General features: G+C 59.4%; 13 protein-coding genes. 6 read left to right on the top strand and 7 right to left on the bottom strand.

Annotated elements, in window-relative coordinates; translation table 11 throughout:
- Positions 1-151 precede the first annotated feature (151 nt).
- Entirely contained in the window at positions 152-1,375 is a 1,224-nt protein-coding gene (locus JFU11_RS22695; RefSeq protein ID WP_201062150.1) for a DUF3422 domain-containing protein, read from the bottom strand.
- Between the two features lie 367 nt (positions 1,376-1,742).
- Between JFU11_RS22695 and JFU11_RS22690 the strand changes: the two genes are divergently transcribed.
- The 3 genes from JFU11_RS22690 (at position 1,743) to JFU11_RS22680 (ending at position 3,795) form a co-directional block, all read left to right on the top strand.
- Positions 1,743-2,630: a universal stress protein gene (locus JFU11_RS22690; protein WP_123721812.1), complete on the top strand. Its 888-nt coding sequence runs from the start codon at positions 1,743-1,745 to the stop codon at positions 2,628-2,630.
- A gap of 82 nt (positions 2,631-2,712) precedes the next feature.
- The gene (locus tag JFU11_RS22685; protein ID WP_201062148.1) at positions 2,713-3,390 is read left to right on the top strand and encodes a phosphoribosyltransferase; all 678 of its coding nucleotides are present in this window, start codon (positions 2,713-2,715) and stop codon (positions 3,388-3,390) included.
- A gap of 75 nt (positions 3,391-3,465) precedes the next feature.
- Positions 3,466-3,795, top strand: coding sequence for a hypothetical protein (locus JFU11_RS22680; RefSeq protein WP_201121371.1), 330 nt, complete (start codon positions 3,466-3,468; stop codon positions 3,793-3,795).
- A 149-nt stretch (positions 3,796-3,944) separates the two neighbouring features.
- On the opposite strand, the gene JFU11_RS22675 is transcribed toward JFU11_RS22680, so the two are convergent.
- On the bottom strand, positions 3,945-4,847 hold the full coding sequence (locus JFU11_RS22675; protein WP_123721814.1) for a LysR substrate-binding domain-containing protein: 903 nt from the start codon (positions 4,845-4,847) through the stop codon (positions 3,945-3,947).
- 106 nt (positions 4,848-4,953) lie between these two features.
- Here JFU11_RS22675 and JFU11_RS22670 point away from each other — a divergent pair, with 106 nt between their 5' ends.
- Both JFU11_RS22670 and JFU11_RS22665 read left to right on the top strand, forming a co-directional pair.
- On the top strand, positions 4,954-6,351 hold the full coding sequence (locus tag JFU11_RS22670; protein ID WP_201062146.1) for an MFS transporter: 1,398 nt from the start codon (positions 4,954-4,956) through the stop codon (positions 6,349-6,351).
- Positions 6,348-7,622, top strand: coding sequence for a glucarate dehydratase family protein (locus JFU11_RS22665; RefSeq protein ID WP_201062145.1), 1,275 nt, complete (start codon positions 6,348-6,350; stop codon positions 7,620-7,622). The genes JFU11_RS22670 and JFU11_RS22665 overlap by 4 nt, the downstream gene beginning before the upstream one ends.
- Before the next feature lie 230 nt (positions 7,623-7,852).
- On the opposite strand, the gene JFU11_RS22660 is transcribed toward JFU11_RS22665, so the two are convergent.
- A complete protein-coding gene (locus tag JFU11_RS22660; protein WP_123721817.1) occupies positions 7,853-8,533 on the bottom strand; it encodes a glutathione S-transferase family protein in 681 nt (226 codons plus the stop codon).
- A gap of 275 nt (positions 8,534-8,808) precedes the next feature.
- On the opposite strand from JFU11_RS22660, the gene JFU11_RS22655 reads away from it, so the two are divergent.
- Positions 8,809-9,726 (top strand): alpha/beta hydrolase, encoded by a 918-nt coding sequence (locus JFU11_RS22655; RefSeq protein WP_123721818.1) that lies wholly within the window; start codon positions 8,809-8,811, stop codon positions 9,724-9,726.
- On the opposite strand, the gene JFU11_RS22650 is transcribed toward JFU11_RS22655, so the two are convergent.
- Genes JFU11_RS22650 through JFU11_RS22635 form a run of 4 tightly spaced genes read right to left on the bottom strand, consistent with a single transcriptional unit; the run spans position 9,703 to position 14,322 of the window.
- A complete protein-coding gene (locus JFU11_RS22650) occupies positions 9,703-10,167 on the bottom strand; it encodes a response regulator (RefSeq protein ID WP_007901111.1) in 465 nt (154 codons plus the stop codon). The two genes, JFU11_RS22655 and JFU11_RS22650, sit on opposite strands and share 24 nt — an antisense overlap.
- Positions 10,164-12,491, bottom strand: coding sequence for an ATP-binding protein (locus JFU11_RS22645; protein ID WP_201062144.1), 2,328 nt, complete (start codon positions 12,489-12,491; stop codon positions 10,164-10,166). The genes JFU11_RS22650 and JFU11_RS22645 overlap by 4 nt, the downstream gene beginning before the upstream one ends.
- Positions 12,488-13,141 carry a response regulator transcription factor gene (locus JFU11_RS22640; RefSeq protein ID WP_123721820.1) on the bottom strand — a complete coding sequence of 218 codons (654 nt, stop codon included), beginning with the start codon at positions 13,139-13,141 and terminating at the stop codon, positions 12,488-12,490. The genes JFU11_RS22645 and JFU11_RS22640 overlap by 4 nt, the downstream gene beginning before the upstream one ends.
- Positions 13,138-14,322, bottom strand: a complete 1,185-nt coding sequence (locus JFU11_RS22635; protein ID WP_123721821.1) for a sensor histidine kinase — start codon at positions 14,320-14,322, stop codon at positions 13,138-13,140. The genes JFU11_RS22640 and JFU11_RS22635 overlap by 4 nt, the downstream gene beginning before the upstream one ends.
- Positions 14,323-14,462 lie beyond the last annotated feature (140 nt).

Genomic DNA, 14,462 nt, shown 5'->3' with positions numbered 1-14,462 from the left:
CTGCGCTCCCGGGCTAGCGGGCACAGATGCCCGGGTGCGCTTCAGGAAAGAGTCGGTTAAAACTGGAAAAGGCGATGTGTGCCCTGAGGGCTGGTAGTGCATGGCCCCTGGCGCATACGGCAATTATCGCGCAGGGGCGCTTTACGGTGGGTCAATGTTCTTTGGCTTTCCTGATCCTGATCAAAATAAACAGCAGGACACAGAGCGCGATCGGGGTCATGGCCAGCATGGCGTCTCTCGCGGAAATGTCCGCGCCCATGACGTGCAATCCCGAGTAGAGCAGCTTGAACAGGCTCAACAAGTAATAGGTGATGGCGATAATCGACAAGCCTTCGACCGCGCGCTGGATTTTGATTTGAGTATCGGCGCGGGCGTTCAGGCTCTTCAGGATTTCCGAGTTCTGCTCTTCCATTTCGACCTGCACACGGGCCTGCAACAAGTCCCCGAGGTTGGCCACGCTTTCGGCCAGTTGCTCCAGGCGTTGTTCGGTGACGGCGCAGTATCTGACCGTGGGTTTAAAGCGTCTTTCGATGAAGATACCCAGTCGCTGGCAATCACCCACGTGGCTTTCGCGCAGTTCGCCCAAACGTTCGAAAACCAGTTGTGCATAGGCTTGGGTGGCGCTGAAGCGGTGTCGGGTTTTTGCGCTGCTGCTGACCACCTGCGCTGACAGGTTGGCAATGTCGGTCAGCAACGCTTTCGCATTCCCGGTATCGGGGCCGGCGTTACGTTCCGAAAGGTTTACCAGGGTCTTGTCGAAGACGTTGAGCTGAGTACTCAAGGCTTTCGCGGTGATGAGTGAAAGCGAAGCCATCATTCGGTAGGTTTCGATTTCCAGCAGGCGGCGGATCATCCGTCCCAGCCGATACGCATTCAGGCGTTTATTAATGAACAGGAAACGGTTGGTGCCGTCGGCGCTCAGGCGAAAATCGCTCCAGACCGTCGCATCGCCACCGCCGATGCAAGAGCCGCTAGGATCTTTGAATCCATAAACAGACAGATCGCCAGAGAAGGATGTATCGGTGCGCACCACAATCTGCACAGCGTTGATCATGTGCTGCATGAAGGGTTCGACCCGGTCCATCAAGGCTTTGGGTGGCGGGCTCCAGCATGGCTCGTGACTGGAGGAGGGTACCACCAGCGTCAGCGTCAGGAACTCCGCGTGCCGCTCCCACTTTAAGGCATGGCCCTCCAGTTCGGTGATGCCCTGGGCCGCATCCGGGTCGACCGGGCCGGGGCAGCAGCGACTCAGCAGAGTGTCGCACTGCCCGTCATTCGCCAGAAACGCCATATGAAATACATGGGCGGGCTCGTCGAAATACAGAGAAGGGCGCGCGTGCAACTCGTTGTGCAGGATCAGTCTTTGCGGATGCATGCTGTTTGGGCCATGTTGGAGTTGTTTGTTCTTGGGACAGGATGACGAATACCCGAGTCACAAACAAAACCTGGCGGTGCCCAATGCCAATCAGCCAAGCACGGAACCTGTGGGAGCGGGCTTGCCCGCGAAGGCGGAGTATCCGCCTACATCAGCGGTGCTACCTTTTCAGGCGAACGGCCATCACGGATGAGTCCGGCATGAGATGCACAGCACCGTTGTGAACTATTCTTCTCAAGTGGCCCCTGCAATGCCTCATTCAAGGAATTGATATAAATCAACGCTTAAGAGGCTTTAATGGCGGAGTCTGGGCCTGATGCTGGATTCTCGAGCCGGCGTCGAGGATCAACCTGTCTGGAGTCAGATCATGAGCCAGTATCAACGGTTATTACTGATCATCAACCCGCTGCTGCGCCATTCGCCTGCGATAAACCATGGCGCCGCCCTGGCCAAGGCCAGCGGGGCGAGCTTGCACATTGCCGGCCTGATTCCCTCGTTGGACATTCTGTCGCTGCTCGAAGAAGGCGACCGCAAAATGGCCCGGGCGACCTACCTGCAGGAGCACCGCGACTGGCTCGATGAGCAGGCGGAAAAGATGCGAGGCCGGGGGATCGAGGTGACAACCGAAGTCGCATGGGCCGATAACATGCGTCAGGACATCCTTGACCATGTCACGCAAATGCAGCCCGATCTGTTGATCAAGCAAGTGCAGCATGAACCCGTGCTCAAGCGCGCGTTCTTCACGCCGCTGGATTGGCGTTTGTTGCGCCATTGCCCGGTCCCGGTTTATCTGGTGGGGGGTGAATGCCATGCCTTGCCGCAGAAGGTGGTGGCCGCGGTTGACGTGTCAGACACCGAGCCTTCGAACAATGAACTCAATGACCGGATCATCCTGCAGGCGTCGAGCCTTGCGCTGCAGTGCAATGCCGAGCTGCATCTGCTGTACGCGTGTGACATTTCGGCTGCCTTTCTGGCGGATATGGACGGCGGTCTGACGCTCGCGGAGCTTACCCGGGAGTTGCGCAGCGACCTGGAAAAGTCTTTTCTCCAGTTGGCCGCTCGGTTCGGTGTGACCGCTGACTGTCGGCATTTCATCATGGGGAACCCTGTATCAGTACTGAGCGAATTCACCAATGAGCATCAAGTGGATGTGATCGTGATGGGCAGAGCTCAATACCGTGGTCTGGAGCGGCTGCTTGGCAGCACGACGGAACATATTCTGTACCAGGTGCCTTGCAGCATTCTGGCGGTCTAGGGGCGCACGTCCCTATTGGAATGATGGCCGCCGTCAAACGAACGCCCGTTTTTTGGGGCTCCCGCCCCAGGGAGGTTTTCAAATGACTAGTCCTTCATTGCAAACCATCTTGCATGACCGGGTTGATGCCGGCCGAGGCCTGGTGGAACCGTTGCTTAAATACGCTAAAAGAGCCGACGTCATCGTCCTTGCCTTGCCCCGTGGCGGCGTTCCGGTCGCCTATGAAGTGGCCACGGCCCTGGAGGTTCGCCTGGACCTGATGCTGGTGCGCAAGCTGGGAGTACCGTCTCATCAGGAACTCGCCATGGGCGCGATTGCCAGCGGCGACATACGAATTGTCAATGACGATGTACTGAGGGCGAACGGTATCGATCAACGCACGCTCGATGGCGTTACTGCACGAGAAACCCAGGAATTATTGCGTCGCGAGCGTATATACCGGGCATCGCGCGCACCTGTGGCGCTCAAGGATCAGGTGGTGATTCTGATCGATGACGGCCTGGCGACAGGCGCCACGATGATGGCCGCGATACAGGCCGTGCGTCTGCAAGCGCCTTCTCGCATCGTCGTTGCCGTGCCGGTGGCACCTCTTGAGACGGCAGAGGCGCTGCGCGATGAAGTGGACGAGCTGATTTGCCCGCTGATCCCTGATTGGCTGATTTCGATCGGCCATTGGTACAAGGATTTTTCGCAGACATCGGACGAAGAAGTCATCGATCTTCTGCACCGGGCGTGGCAAAGAGAGCCAGCGATGAAATGAGGCGAACTGCTGGCCCCCCGATGTCCGTTTCGTTGTCAAACTTGCTTTCTTTTCAGAAGGTTAGGCATTGGCGATATGCGGACTTTGGTATGGATGGCTGCAACGTTTGTCCTGGTGACTCTCTCGCTTGAGGCTCAGGCAAAAGACCTGGGCAAGAACAGTCGTTTCGTCTGCAGCTGGGGCTCGGACATAGCTGCCGGCGCACAAGCGTCAAAGCTTTCCGGGCTCACGCTTTACGGGGCGCGCAGGAAACTGCAAGCGCGCAAATTTCCCCGGCCGTGGATGCGCATGACAGCCATGGGGATCACGGAACAAACCTATAACAGTCCCTCACGCCTCAAGCCTTCCGACATCAAGCAAACGTATTACGAGCAATGCATCAAGCATGAACTGGCGCAACGGTAGCCTGGAGGGCGGCTAATTTGTAGGAGCTGCCGAAGGCTGCGATCTTTTGCCTTTGGCGTCTGTTCAGACAACGAGTCGCCCGTTGGAAAGATCAAAAGATCGCAGCCTGCGGCAGCTCCTACGGGGGGCTCGTAACATACGCCGACAACTCACAACCCCCATCCCTCTCTGACAGCCTTTCGAATCCCCTCCAGCAACATCGCAAACGCCGGGTTGTCGTTGTTCTCGCGCCAGATCAAGTGCAGCTCACTCTGCACGCCTTCCCCCAGATCGATGTCGCGAAACACCACGTTCTTGAACACGACACTGGTGGCGCAACGCGGCACCAGCGCCAGGCCCATTCCGGCGTTGACCAGAGCCAGGATGGTCAGGGACGAGCCGAGCCACTGCACATATTCCGGGGCGACGCGGGCCGAGCGAAGCATGCCGGTCAGCAGTTCGTTGAACGGCGGGTAAGCCGCATGGGAGTACATGAGGAAGGGTTGTGCGTCCAGGTCTTTGACGGACACGGTTTCGGCGCTGGCCAGCCGATGATTGTGGGGGACGGCCAATACGAAGGGTTCACGCACCAGGCATTCGGTGGCATAGCCCGGCTCCAGCAACGGCGCGCGAACGATGCCCAGGTCGATCCGGCGGGCGCGAAGGGCTTCATGTTGCTGGTAGGTGTTCATCTCCGACAGATCGATTTTGACCTGAGGCTGTTTGAGCCGCGCTTCAGCGATGACCTTGGGCAGGAACTCGTAAACGGCGCTGCCGACGAAGCTGATGTTGACCGTACCGATGTCGCCTTCGGCGAAACGCCGGGCAGTCACGGCGGCTTGCTGAGCGCGCTCCAGCAGGTTCTGCGCTTCGATGAAGAAGGCGCGACCGGCGGCGGTCAAGGCGACGCTGCGCGTGCTGCGGGTGAACAACTCGACGCCCAGGTGGTGCTCCAACAATTGAATCTGGCGACTAAGAGGCGGTTGGGTCATGTTCAACCGTTCGGCGGCTCGGCGAAAGTTGAGTTCGGTGGCCACGGTGGTGAAGCAGCGCAGTTGCGTCAGTTCGAACATTGATCTAATCCGGGTATCAATCGAGTGCCAAGTTAGATTAGACGGGATCAATAGGCGCGTCCATGATCGTTTCTCCCCTAAAAAAACAATGAACGGGAGTCGCCCCTTGAGTACCCATCAGAGTCCGCCGGACCCGACAGTCCTCGCCCGAGCAGCGGCCAAGGTCAAGCGCCATGTGCTGCCGCTGTTTGTGGTGATGTTCATCGTCAACTACATCGACCGGGTCAACATCGGCTTCGTGCGCAGTCACCTGGAAACCGACCTGGGCATTGGCGCCGCGGCCTATGGCTTGGGCGCCGGGCTGTTTTTCATCGGTTACGCGATCTTCGAAGTACCGTCCAATATGTTGCTGCAACGCTACGGTGCTCGCGCCTGGCTGACGCGCATCATGTTCACCTGGGGCGCGGCGGCGATGGCCATGGCCTTCGTGCGCGGCGAAACCAGCTTCTATGTACTGCGCTTCATTCTCGGCGCCGCCGAGGCGGGGTTTTTCCCCGGCATCATTTATTACTTCACCCAATGGCTACCGTCGACCGAGCGGGGCAAGGCCATGGCGATTTTCCTCAGTGGTTCGGCCATTGCCTCGGTGATTTCTGGTCCGGTGTCCGGTGCGCTGCTGCACGTCAGCGGTCTCAGCCTGCATGGCTGGCAGTGGATGTTCCTGATTGAAGGCTTTGCTTCCATCGTGCTCTGTGGGTTTGTCTGGTTCTGGCTGCAATCCCATCCACGCGAGGCGAAATGGCTGAGCGTCGAAGAAAAGGACGCACTGGTAAGCGCCATTGCCCTGGAACAGCAGGCTCGCGAAGCCGTGCAGACGGTCAAACCGTCGATGTTCAAATTGCTGGCCGACCGGCAGATTGCCCTGTTCTGCTTTATTTACTTTTCCATCGCCCTGACGATTTATGGCGCCACGTTCTGGCTGCCCAGCATGATCAAGAAGATGGGTAACCTGGGCGACTTCCAGGTCGGCCTGTTCAATTCGATCCCGTGGATCATCTCTATCCTAGCGATGTATGGCTTCGCCGCCATGGCCAGTAAATGGAAATACCAGCAAGCCTGGGTGGCGGTGACGCTGGTGATTGCTGCGTTCGGCATGTTCATGTCGACCACCGGCGGGCCGATCTTCGCCTTCGTCGCCATCTGTTTTGCGGCCATTGGTTTCAAGGCGGCTTCAGCATTGTTCTGGCCGATTCCCCAAGGCTATCTGGATGCGCGCATCGCTGCGGCAGTAATCGCTTTGATCAACTCCATCGGCAATCTCGGCGGCTTTGTGGCGCCAACCGCGTTCGGGTTCCTGGAACAGACCACCGGTTCTATCGAAGGCGGTTTGTACGGCCTGGCGGCCACTTCGCTGGTCGCGGCCGTGGTGATCTTTTTTGCCCGCACTGCACCGCGTGGCGACACGCGCAGTTCGCTCACCGGTGAACCGGTCGACGCCGCGGCACCGAAAAAACCTGTCAGTCATCAAGCCTTGAATACCGAGCCAAAGGGAGCTGCCTCTTGAAAATCAAACGCGTCACCGTCACCCCCATCGCCTTCCGTGATCCGCCGCTGCTCAATGCCAGCGGTATTCACGAACCCTTCGCGCTGCGCTCGATCATCGAGATCGAGAGCGACAATGGCTACATCGGCCTGGGCGAAAGCTACGGCGACGCCCCGGCGCTGGCGATTCAACAGCAATTGCAAAATCAGTTGATCGGTCTCGACCCGTTCAACCTCAACCAGTTGCGCGCCATCGTGCAGGCCACCGTGGCGGCAAACAAAACCCCGAGCATCGCCGGTGCGGAACTGGCGCCCGGTTCTCACGCCAGCAAAGCAGTAAGCAACGCATATTCGGCGTTCGAAGTGGCGTTTCTCGATCTACAGGCGCATTCCCTGAATGTGCCGCTGGTGGACCTGCTGGGCGGGGCGATTCGTGATGAGGTGCCGTTCAGCGCCTATCTGTTCTTCAAGTACGCGCAACACATCGATTCACCGTACAAACCAGACAGCTGGGGCGAGGCGCTGAACGAAGAGCAGATCGTCGCCCAGGCTCGGCGCATGATCGAGGCCTACGGTTTCAAGAGCATCAAGCTCAAGGCCGGGGCACTGCCGCCGGAGCACGAAGTGTCGTGCATCAAGGCGCTGAAAAAAGCTTTTCCAGGTTACCCGCTGCGCATCGACCCGAACGGCAACTGGTCGCTGGAAACCTCGATTCGCATGGCAGAACTGCTGGGTGATGACCTGCAGTATTACGAAGACCCGACACCGGGCCTCGACGGCATGGCCGAGTTGCACAAACGCACCGGTCTGCCGCTGGCGACCAATATGGTAGTCACTGACTTTGATGAGTTCCGCCGCAGCGTGGCCCTGAACAGCGTGCAGATCGTGCTCGCCGACCATCATTACTGGGGTGGCCTGCGCGACACTCAGGCGTTGGCGAAAATGTGCGACACCTTCGGCCTTGGCGTGTCCATGCATTCCAATTCGCACCTGGGCATCAGCCTGATGGCCATGGCGCATGTCGCCGCCTCGGTGCCCAACCTCGATTACGCCTGCGACACTCATTACCCCTGGCAGGAACCGGACGAAGAGGTGATCAAGGGCGGCAAGCTACCCATCGTCGATGGCTGCGTGAAAATCACCCGTGCGCCAGGGTTGGGCCTTGAGCTGGATCACGATCAATTGGGCAAGCTGCATGATCAATACCTGACCTGCGGCATTCGTCAGCGCGATGACGTGAAGCAGATGCAGCGTTACAAGCCGGACTGGAAGACGATCAAACCGCGTTTTTGATTTCGCATAGTCAGTTAAGTCATTTCGGCCGCAACCCACTTCTTGTAGCAGCTGGCGAAGCCTGCGTTCGGCTGCGTAGCAGTCGTAAACCCTGAGTGCACAGTGTGCCTGATGGACCGCAATGCCTGATTTTGCGACTGCTTCGCAGCCGAACGCAGGCTTCGCCAGCTGCTACAAGGCCGAAGCAGGCTTTGGCAGTTGCTACGGATCGCATTACAACCAATTGCTGGTCATGCATTGTCCGGCGCCTCACGAAACCGTTGCTCGATGGCATCCGCAAACGGGTACAACGAAAACCAGGGCCTGGCTTCGTCGATCACCCGCTGAAATGACGGTCTCTGTACCAACCTGTCGAAATAGGCGTTCAAGTGGCCGTAGTCGTCGGGGAACGGCACGAGCGTGCTGGCATAGAAAAGTGCCGGGGCGGCGGCGCAATCGGCCATGCTGAACTCCGGGCTGGCCACCCAGATTCTGGACGCCATCCGGCGATCGAGCATGCCGTACGCCGTTTCCAGTGTGGACCGCTCTCTGCTCAAATCACCGTTGGTCGCGTGTAGTCGATCACTGACAATCTGTTGCATCGGCACTTGTACATAATGGTCGAAGAAACGATCCCATAAGCGGACCTCCAGCGCGCTATCCCAATCGTCTGGAACCAGTCTGTGCTTGCCTGGATACCGTCGATCCAGGTACTCGATGATGATGCTGGACTCCGGCAGATTCCGCTGGTGAACATGGTCGCGAATAATCGGGAACTTTCCGATTGGCCACAATGCCCGAAGTTCTGCGCTGTCGGCAGCGTCCCCGAGATCGATGATTCTTCTCTCGAATTCGGTGCCGTTTTCGTAGAGCGCGATGAGCACTTTGTGGCAGAACGACGCCAGCGGATGGTAGTAAAGCGTCAGCGACATCTTTCAACTCCTCGGTGGATTGAGGGGGTAATGAACAATCATAGACGGATGTCGGTAGGGCGTCAGCGCCGCCACTTTCAAGCCTGCGTACTTGCAGACGGGAAAATCCCTGCTTAACTGTGAACCACTGGTCGGTTTGTGACTTGTTGGTCATGGCGTTCATCTCAGCGCCCTTGTACCGTTGTCGCTGGTTCTTGCTGTCAGGCTTGCCCGGAGGAAGCCGGATAGTCATTCACGCTGGGTGTTGATCCAATTTGTTCAAGGAAGAGAATGAAATGATGCTGAAGACTGCCATCGTCGAGATCGGTAAGAAGTACAAGGTTTATACCGAGCACTATCTCAACTCCGCCGCCGAAAAGACCATCATTCTGGTCAACGGCTCGCTGGCAACGACCGCATCCTTTGCTCAAACGGTGCGTTACCTGCGGCCACGTTTCAATGTGGTCCTCTACGATCAGCCCTACGCCGGGCAATCGAAACAACACAACCAGCATGACCAGCCGATCCGCAAGGAAGACGAGGCCGCAATCCTGCTGGAGTTGATCGAGCACTTTCGCGTGCAGCATGTACTGTCCTTTTCCTGGGGCGGGGCGGCGACTTTGCTGGCGCTGGCGCAGCGCCCACAACGAATCGAAAAGGCGGTGATCAGTTCATTCGCTGCGCGGATCAACACACCGATGCGCGATTATCTGGAGAGCGGCCGGGATTTTCTCCAGGCGTGCGATCGGCGCAATGTTGGGCGCTTGATCAACAGCACTATCGGCAAGCATCTGCCGTCGCTGTTCAAGCGTTTCAATGAGCGCCATGTCAGTAGCCTGGACGAACACGAATACCAACAGATGCATTTTCACGTCAATGAGGTGCTGACCCAGGACACTCACTGCTACGTTTCCTGTGCCGATGCCATCGAAGTTCCGCTGCTGTTTATCAACGGCGAACGGGATGAGTACACCTCGGTGGAAGACGCCCGTCTTTTTGCAGCTCATAGCCGTCATGCTCAGTTTCAGACCATCAAGAACGCCGGGCACTTCCTCGATATGGAACACCCGACGGCCTGGAATGACACCCAGCAGGCCTTGCTGGGCTTTCTGCAACCGGTCGCCAAAATACCGAGCCAGCCCCGTGACCTGACATTCAGTAGCAAAGCGTCAGTGATTCCGCCCCTTCAGTCAGCTAACTGGGTGCGGCTTTAACTGGCGCAGCAACTCGATCTGATCTGCCGGGACCAGGGTGCGCAAGGCTTTATACAGCGCGCGGGTTTCAAGCAGGTTCCAGACGCGCAGCATGGTTTCCAGGGCATCCAGTGGCTTGCTGATGAAGTCTTTGGCGCCCAGGGCCAGCGCGCGTAGTCGGGTATCGCGGGTGGCGTCAGCGGTGAGCACGAGGATCGGCAGGTATTCGCCGGTCGGGATGCGCCGGTTGAGTTGTTCCAGTACGGCAAAGCCGTCGAACTCCGGCATGTGCAGGTCAAGAATCACCAGGTCAGGCTCGAAGCTGTTGAACAGGTCCAGGGTTCGCAGCGGCTGGGTGCTGCTCAGTACATTGGTCAGCCCTTCGCGGACAAGCAGCTGCTCCATCAAATCGAGGTTGGGCCGTTGGTCGTCGATGATCAGAATGCGCAGGTCAGTGTTCACACGGGCTCCGGTAGATGCTGGTCAAGATGGGCGAGGAATGAAGGGATGTTAATCGGCTTGGTCAGCACCGCCGTCGCTCCCGCTTCCAGCAACGCCAGATGAGTGAGGTCGCTGGCATCGGCGGTGATCATCAGCACTGGAATGGCACGGGTGATTGAAGACTGGCGCAAGCGATGCAGAACATTGAAACCATCAAGATCCGGCAGCGCCACGTCGAGCAAAATCAGCTGCGGCGCATGTTGACGAGCCAGGTCCAGACCCATTTGCCCCTGCATACTTGAAAGCAACTGGATGTGCGGTCGTCGTTGCAGCAGGGTTTCGATCAGGGCCAGGCTCGAAAGATTGTCTTCGATGCACAGCACTTTGCCCTGGTAATCGGGGGCGGTGAGGGCGGCCGTAACCGTTGGGTGGCTGATGCGTGCCGCTGGCGGTTCGATGGCTGGCTGCAGGCGCACGAAGGGCAGTTCCAGAGTGAAGCTGGAGCCTGCGCCGGGCTGGCTTTTGACGGTCAGGCTGCCGTTCATCATTTCCAGCAGACTCTTGCTCAAGGCCAGGCCCAGGCCGGTGCCTTCCACGTTCGGATCAGTCTCCAGGCGCTCGAACGGCTTGAACAGTTGCTCCAGTCGCTCGGCCGCAATGCCCTTGCCGGTATCGCAGACCGACACGGCAATTCGCTGTTGAATAACCCTGACTTCGATGTGCACCTGGCCCTGGGGCCGGTTGTATTTGATCGCGTTGGACAACAGGTTGAGCAGCACCTGAACCAGGCGTTGCCGATCAGCGACGATTCCGCTGTCGGCGGCCAGCATCGGCAGCTCAACCAGCTGAATGCCGGCGTCGCAGGCCATTGGGGACACCAGTGTCAGGGCTTCTTGCAGCACCACCGCCAAGGGCACGGCTTCAACGTTGAGTGGCAGGCGCCCGGCCTCGATCTTGGCGATGTCCAGCACCTCGTTGATCAAGGTCAGCAGGTGTTGCCCGGCCCTCAGGATGTGACCGATCTGCGCCCGCTGTCCCTTGGGCGAGTCCATGTCCAGCAGTTGCGCGAAGCCGAGAATAGAGTTGAGCGGGGTACGCAGTTCGTGGCTCATGCGCGACAGAAATTCACTTTTGGCGCGGCTGGCACGCTCGGCTTCTTCCCGTGCGGTGCTCAGCGCGATCTCGGCCGCACGGCGATCGGTGATGTCGCGGGTGATCTTGGAAAAACCGCGCAGGGCGCCACTGCTGTCGTATTGCGCGGTAATTACCACACTGGCCCAGAAGCGGCTGCCATCTTTGCGACAACGCCACGCCTCTTCCATGTAATGACCGTCGCGAGTGGCCTCGCGTAGCGCCATGTCGGGATGCTGCGGGCATTCTTGCGACAGATAAAACACCGAGAAATGCTGGCCGACGATTTCTTGCTCCGTGTAACCCTTGATCCGTTCGGCGCCCGCATTCCAACTGGTAACGAAGCCCCGCGTGTCGAGGGCGAAAATACCGTAGTCCTTCACCCCGTCGATGATCAGCCGCAGGCGTTCTTCGTTGTCGCGCAACGCCCGTTCACGTTCGGCCAGCAACAGCCCGGCTTCGACCAGACGAGTGCCCAGTTGACCAATCTCATCATTCTCTGGCGGTTGCGGCAGCAACGGCTGACCGAGTGCCAGCCGCTGTGCGTTGCCCTGGACCTGTTTGACCCGGGCAACGATGCCCTTGGACAGAAACAGTACCGCCACAATGGCGCCAAACAGCCCGCAAGCGGCGGCCAGCAGGGTAGAGAACAACAGGCGTTGTCGAGTGGAGGCGGCCGCCGCAGTACGTTCGGCCAGCAGCGTGTCTTCAAGGGTGCGCATAGCGCTGATGCGTTCGCGCAATTCGTCGAGGATGTGCTTGTTGTTGATCAGGATCGTGGTGATCGACTCGGGTGTGGCGCTGCGATCATCGAGCAGTTCAACCAGACCCTCGACCTTGGTGTCGATCAGCGGCGTGATCGCCTCCAGATGTTTACGCACTCGCTCATCGCGAACGTTGCTGTCGAGCCGGCGCAGGGCCGATTCGATCAAGGGCTTGGCTTGCCGATAACCCGGCAGGAAATCCTCGCGGCGGGTCAGCAGATAACCGCGCACGCTGGCGGCGGCCTCGGCGAGCAGGGTGTGCACCGCCTGAATGTCGCCTTGCACCAGCAGCACTCGGCGCACGTCCTCTTCCGCGCGTGCGGTCTGACGCTCGGTGATGTAGATCAGCACCAGCGAGAGCAACAGGATCACCAACGGCAGAGAAATCACCACGAGGGCTTTGCCGCGTAACGGCAGGTCGGCCCAGCGTCGAGCGCTTGAAACTTTCATGACTGGGTCACCAGGCCCAAGGCGATGCCACGGACAGCGGCCTGGGTTCGGTCGGCGGCGCCGAGTTTACCGATGACCCGTTCCACGTGGGCCTTGGCCGTTCCCGTGGTGATGCCGAGCTCTTCACCGATTTCACGGTTGCTGAAACCGCTGGCCACCAATCCGAGGACCTGGCGTTCGCGGGCAGTCAAGGTTTCGGCAGGGGCGGCGCCACTGGCGTTGCGTTCGGTCATGCGCCGTAGCAGACGGGCGCTCACGGCGCTATTGAGGGCTTCCTCACCCGCGGCGACGCGTTGCAGGGCGTTGATCACTTCATCGCGACTGGCGTCTTTGAGCAGGTAACCCACGGCACCGGCATTCATCGCCGCTTCCAGGTGATCCGGGCTGTCGTCCATGGTGAAGATCACCACTTTCAGGGCCGGCAGCCGCTGCTGAAGAATCCGCGCCGCGCCCAACCCGTTGAGCACGGGCATGCGAATGTCGAGGATGACGATGTCGGGCAGCAGGCGCTCGCACGCGTCTACTGCTTCCTGGCCATCGCGGGCCTGGCCGACCACTTCGAATTGCGGATGGCCCGCCAGCAGCGCGACGAAGCCGGTTCGGGTGACCTCATGATCGTCCGCCAGAACCAGACGTAAAACTTCAGTCATTGAGCTGTTCCATTGAGGTCGGAGGGCACGGTGGCGCGCAGTTGTGTTCCGCGGTGCGCATGGCTGACGCAGGTGAAATCACCTTCCAGCAGGCTCGCACGCTCCTGCATCGCGGCGAGCCCAAGGTGCCGGGCGCCGCAGGTGTCGAGTCGTTGTTCCATGGCAAAGCCTTTGCCGTTATCGTCCACCCGTAGCGAGGCCAGTCCTTCGTGCAACTCCAGCGCCAAGACCACGTGGCTGGCCTGTGCATGTTTGAGAATATTGTTGATGCCTTCCTGAGCAATCCGGAACAGGGCGATCTCCACCTGGCTGGGCAAGCGTGCTTCGCAACGCGCACTCCAGTTCACTTTGATCCCGGCGTCACGCAGGCGATCCGCTTCTTTGTCGACCGCCTTCAGCAAGCCAAAGTCGTCGAGCACGGTCGGGCGCAGGCCGCTGATCAATTGCCGGCCTTCACCGACACAATGCTGGGCCAACGCAAGAATCGTCTGTAAGTCCGCACCGAGTTCCTCGGGCAGTGGCGGGCAGCGACCGGCAAAACCTTGCAGGCGCTGATGCAACCCGGCGAGGGTTTGCGCCAGGCCGTCGTGCAGGTCGTAGGCCATGCGTTTGCGTTCGTCTTCCTGTGCCCTGAACAGCCGATGCACCAGATCGGACATGGTGCGTTCGCGAGCGACCAGTGCATCCAGCAGACGCTGGTTTTCCAGGTGTGCGGCCAGCAGGGTGGCGAGCAATTGCAGGGATTCGATGTCCTCGGTGTCCGGCGCACTGATGCTGACACTGTTGGCCAGCACCAACGCACCGAAGGCCGTGCCATCGCCACCGCGCAAAGGCACCCGCAGCACATTGGGCAGGATCGCGCTCGGCTGCTCCTGCCATTGCGGAGTGCGCATCGCGGTATTGGCCAGGTGTTCGAGGCTGTTTAAACGATCACGGTTGCCGTGACTGGCGGTGGTCCTGACCTGCGCATCCTCGTCCCATTCCAGCAACAGCGCGTGGTCCATCGCGAGGAAGGCACAGGCCCGTTGCAGCACGCGTTGGCGCATCGCTTCGGGGGCCAGTTGCGTCAGTTCCTGGCCGGTATCCACCAGCAGCCGCAGCCGCGCGGCGCGACTTTGCGATTGCCGATACTGGGTGCGAATGGCCAGGGCGCTGCCGGGGTCATGATCAGGAATTTGCATGGGCGGGTTCCGGCGCAGGCACGCCCGTTCGGGCAGGGGCGTCATTAAACCTTGTTAACGGGGCAGGGCGCTATCTGCCGAATGGCATAGGCAAATGACTCCGGTTGGCCGATGGCGGGCGGCGTTTCGAGCGGCACAGT

It is taken from the genome of Pseudomonas sp. TH37, assembly GCF_016650735.1.
GTDB classification, from domain to species: domain Bacteria; phylum Pseudomonadota; class Gammaproteobacteria; order Pseudomonadales; family Pseudomonadaceae; genus Aquipseudomonas; species Aquipseudomonas farris.
Note: the sequence above shows the minus strand (reverse complement) of the source record. Positions and strands in the feature narration are given on the sequence as shown.

What these genes read in the sequence shown, in the direction of transcription:
- JFU11_RS22695 (WP_201062150.1), bottom strand. Translation starts at nt 1,375, where the DNA reads ATGCATCCGCAAAGACTGATCCTGCACAACGAGTTGCACGCGCGCCCT.
- JFU11_RS22690 (WP_123721812.1), top strand. Translation starts at nt 1,743, where the DNA reads ATGAGCCAGTATCAACGGTTATTACTGATCATCAACCCGCTGCTGCGC.
- JFU11_RS22685 (WP_201062148.1), top strand. Translation starts at nt 2,713, where the DNA reads ATGACTAGTCCTTCATTGCAAACCATCTTGCATGACCGGGTTGATGCC.
- JFU11_RS22680 (WP_201121371.1), top strand. Translation starts at nt 3,466, where the DNA reads ATGCGGACTTTGGTATGGATGGCTGCAACGTTTGTCCTGGTGACTCTC.
- JFU11_RS22675 (WP_123721814.1), bottom strand. Translation starts at nt 4,847, where the DNA reads ATGTTCGAACTGACGCAACTGCGCTGCTTCACCACCGTGGCCACCGAA.
- JFU11_RS22660 (WP_123721817.1), bottom strand. Translation starts at nt 8,533, where the DNA reads ATGTCGCTGACGCTTTACTACCATCCGCTGGCGTCGTTCTGCCACAAA.
- JFU11_RS22655 (WP_123721818.1), top strand. Translation starts at nt 8,809, where the DNA reads ATGATGCTGAAGACTGCCATCGTCGAGATCGGTAAGAAGTACAAGGTT.
- JFU11_RS22645 (WP_201062144.1), bottom strand. Translation starts at nt 12,491, where the DNA reads ATGAAAGTTTCAAGCGCTCGACGCTGGGCCGACCTGCCGTTACGCGGC.
- JFU11_RS22640 (WP_123721820.1), bottom strand. Translation starts at nt 13,141, where the DNA reads ATGACTGAAGTTTTACGTCTGGTTCTGGCGGACGATCATGAGGTCACC.
- JFU11_RS22635 (WP_123721821.1), bottom strand. Translation starts at nt 14,322, where the DNA reads ATGCAAATTCCTGATCATGACCCCGGCAGCGCCCTGGCCATTCGCACC.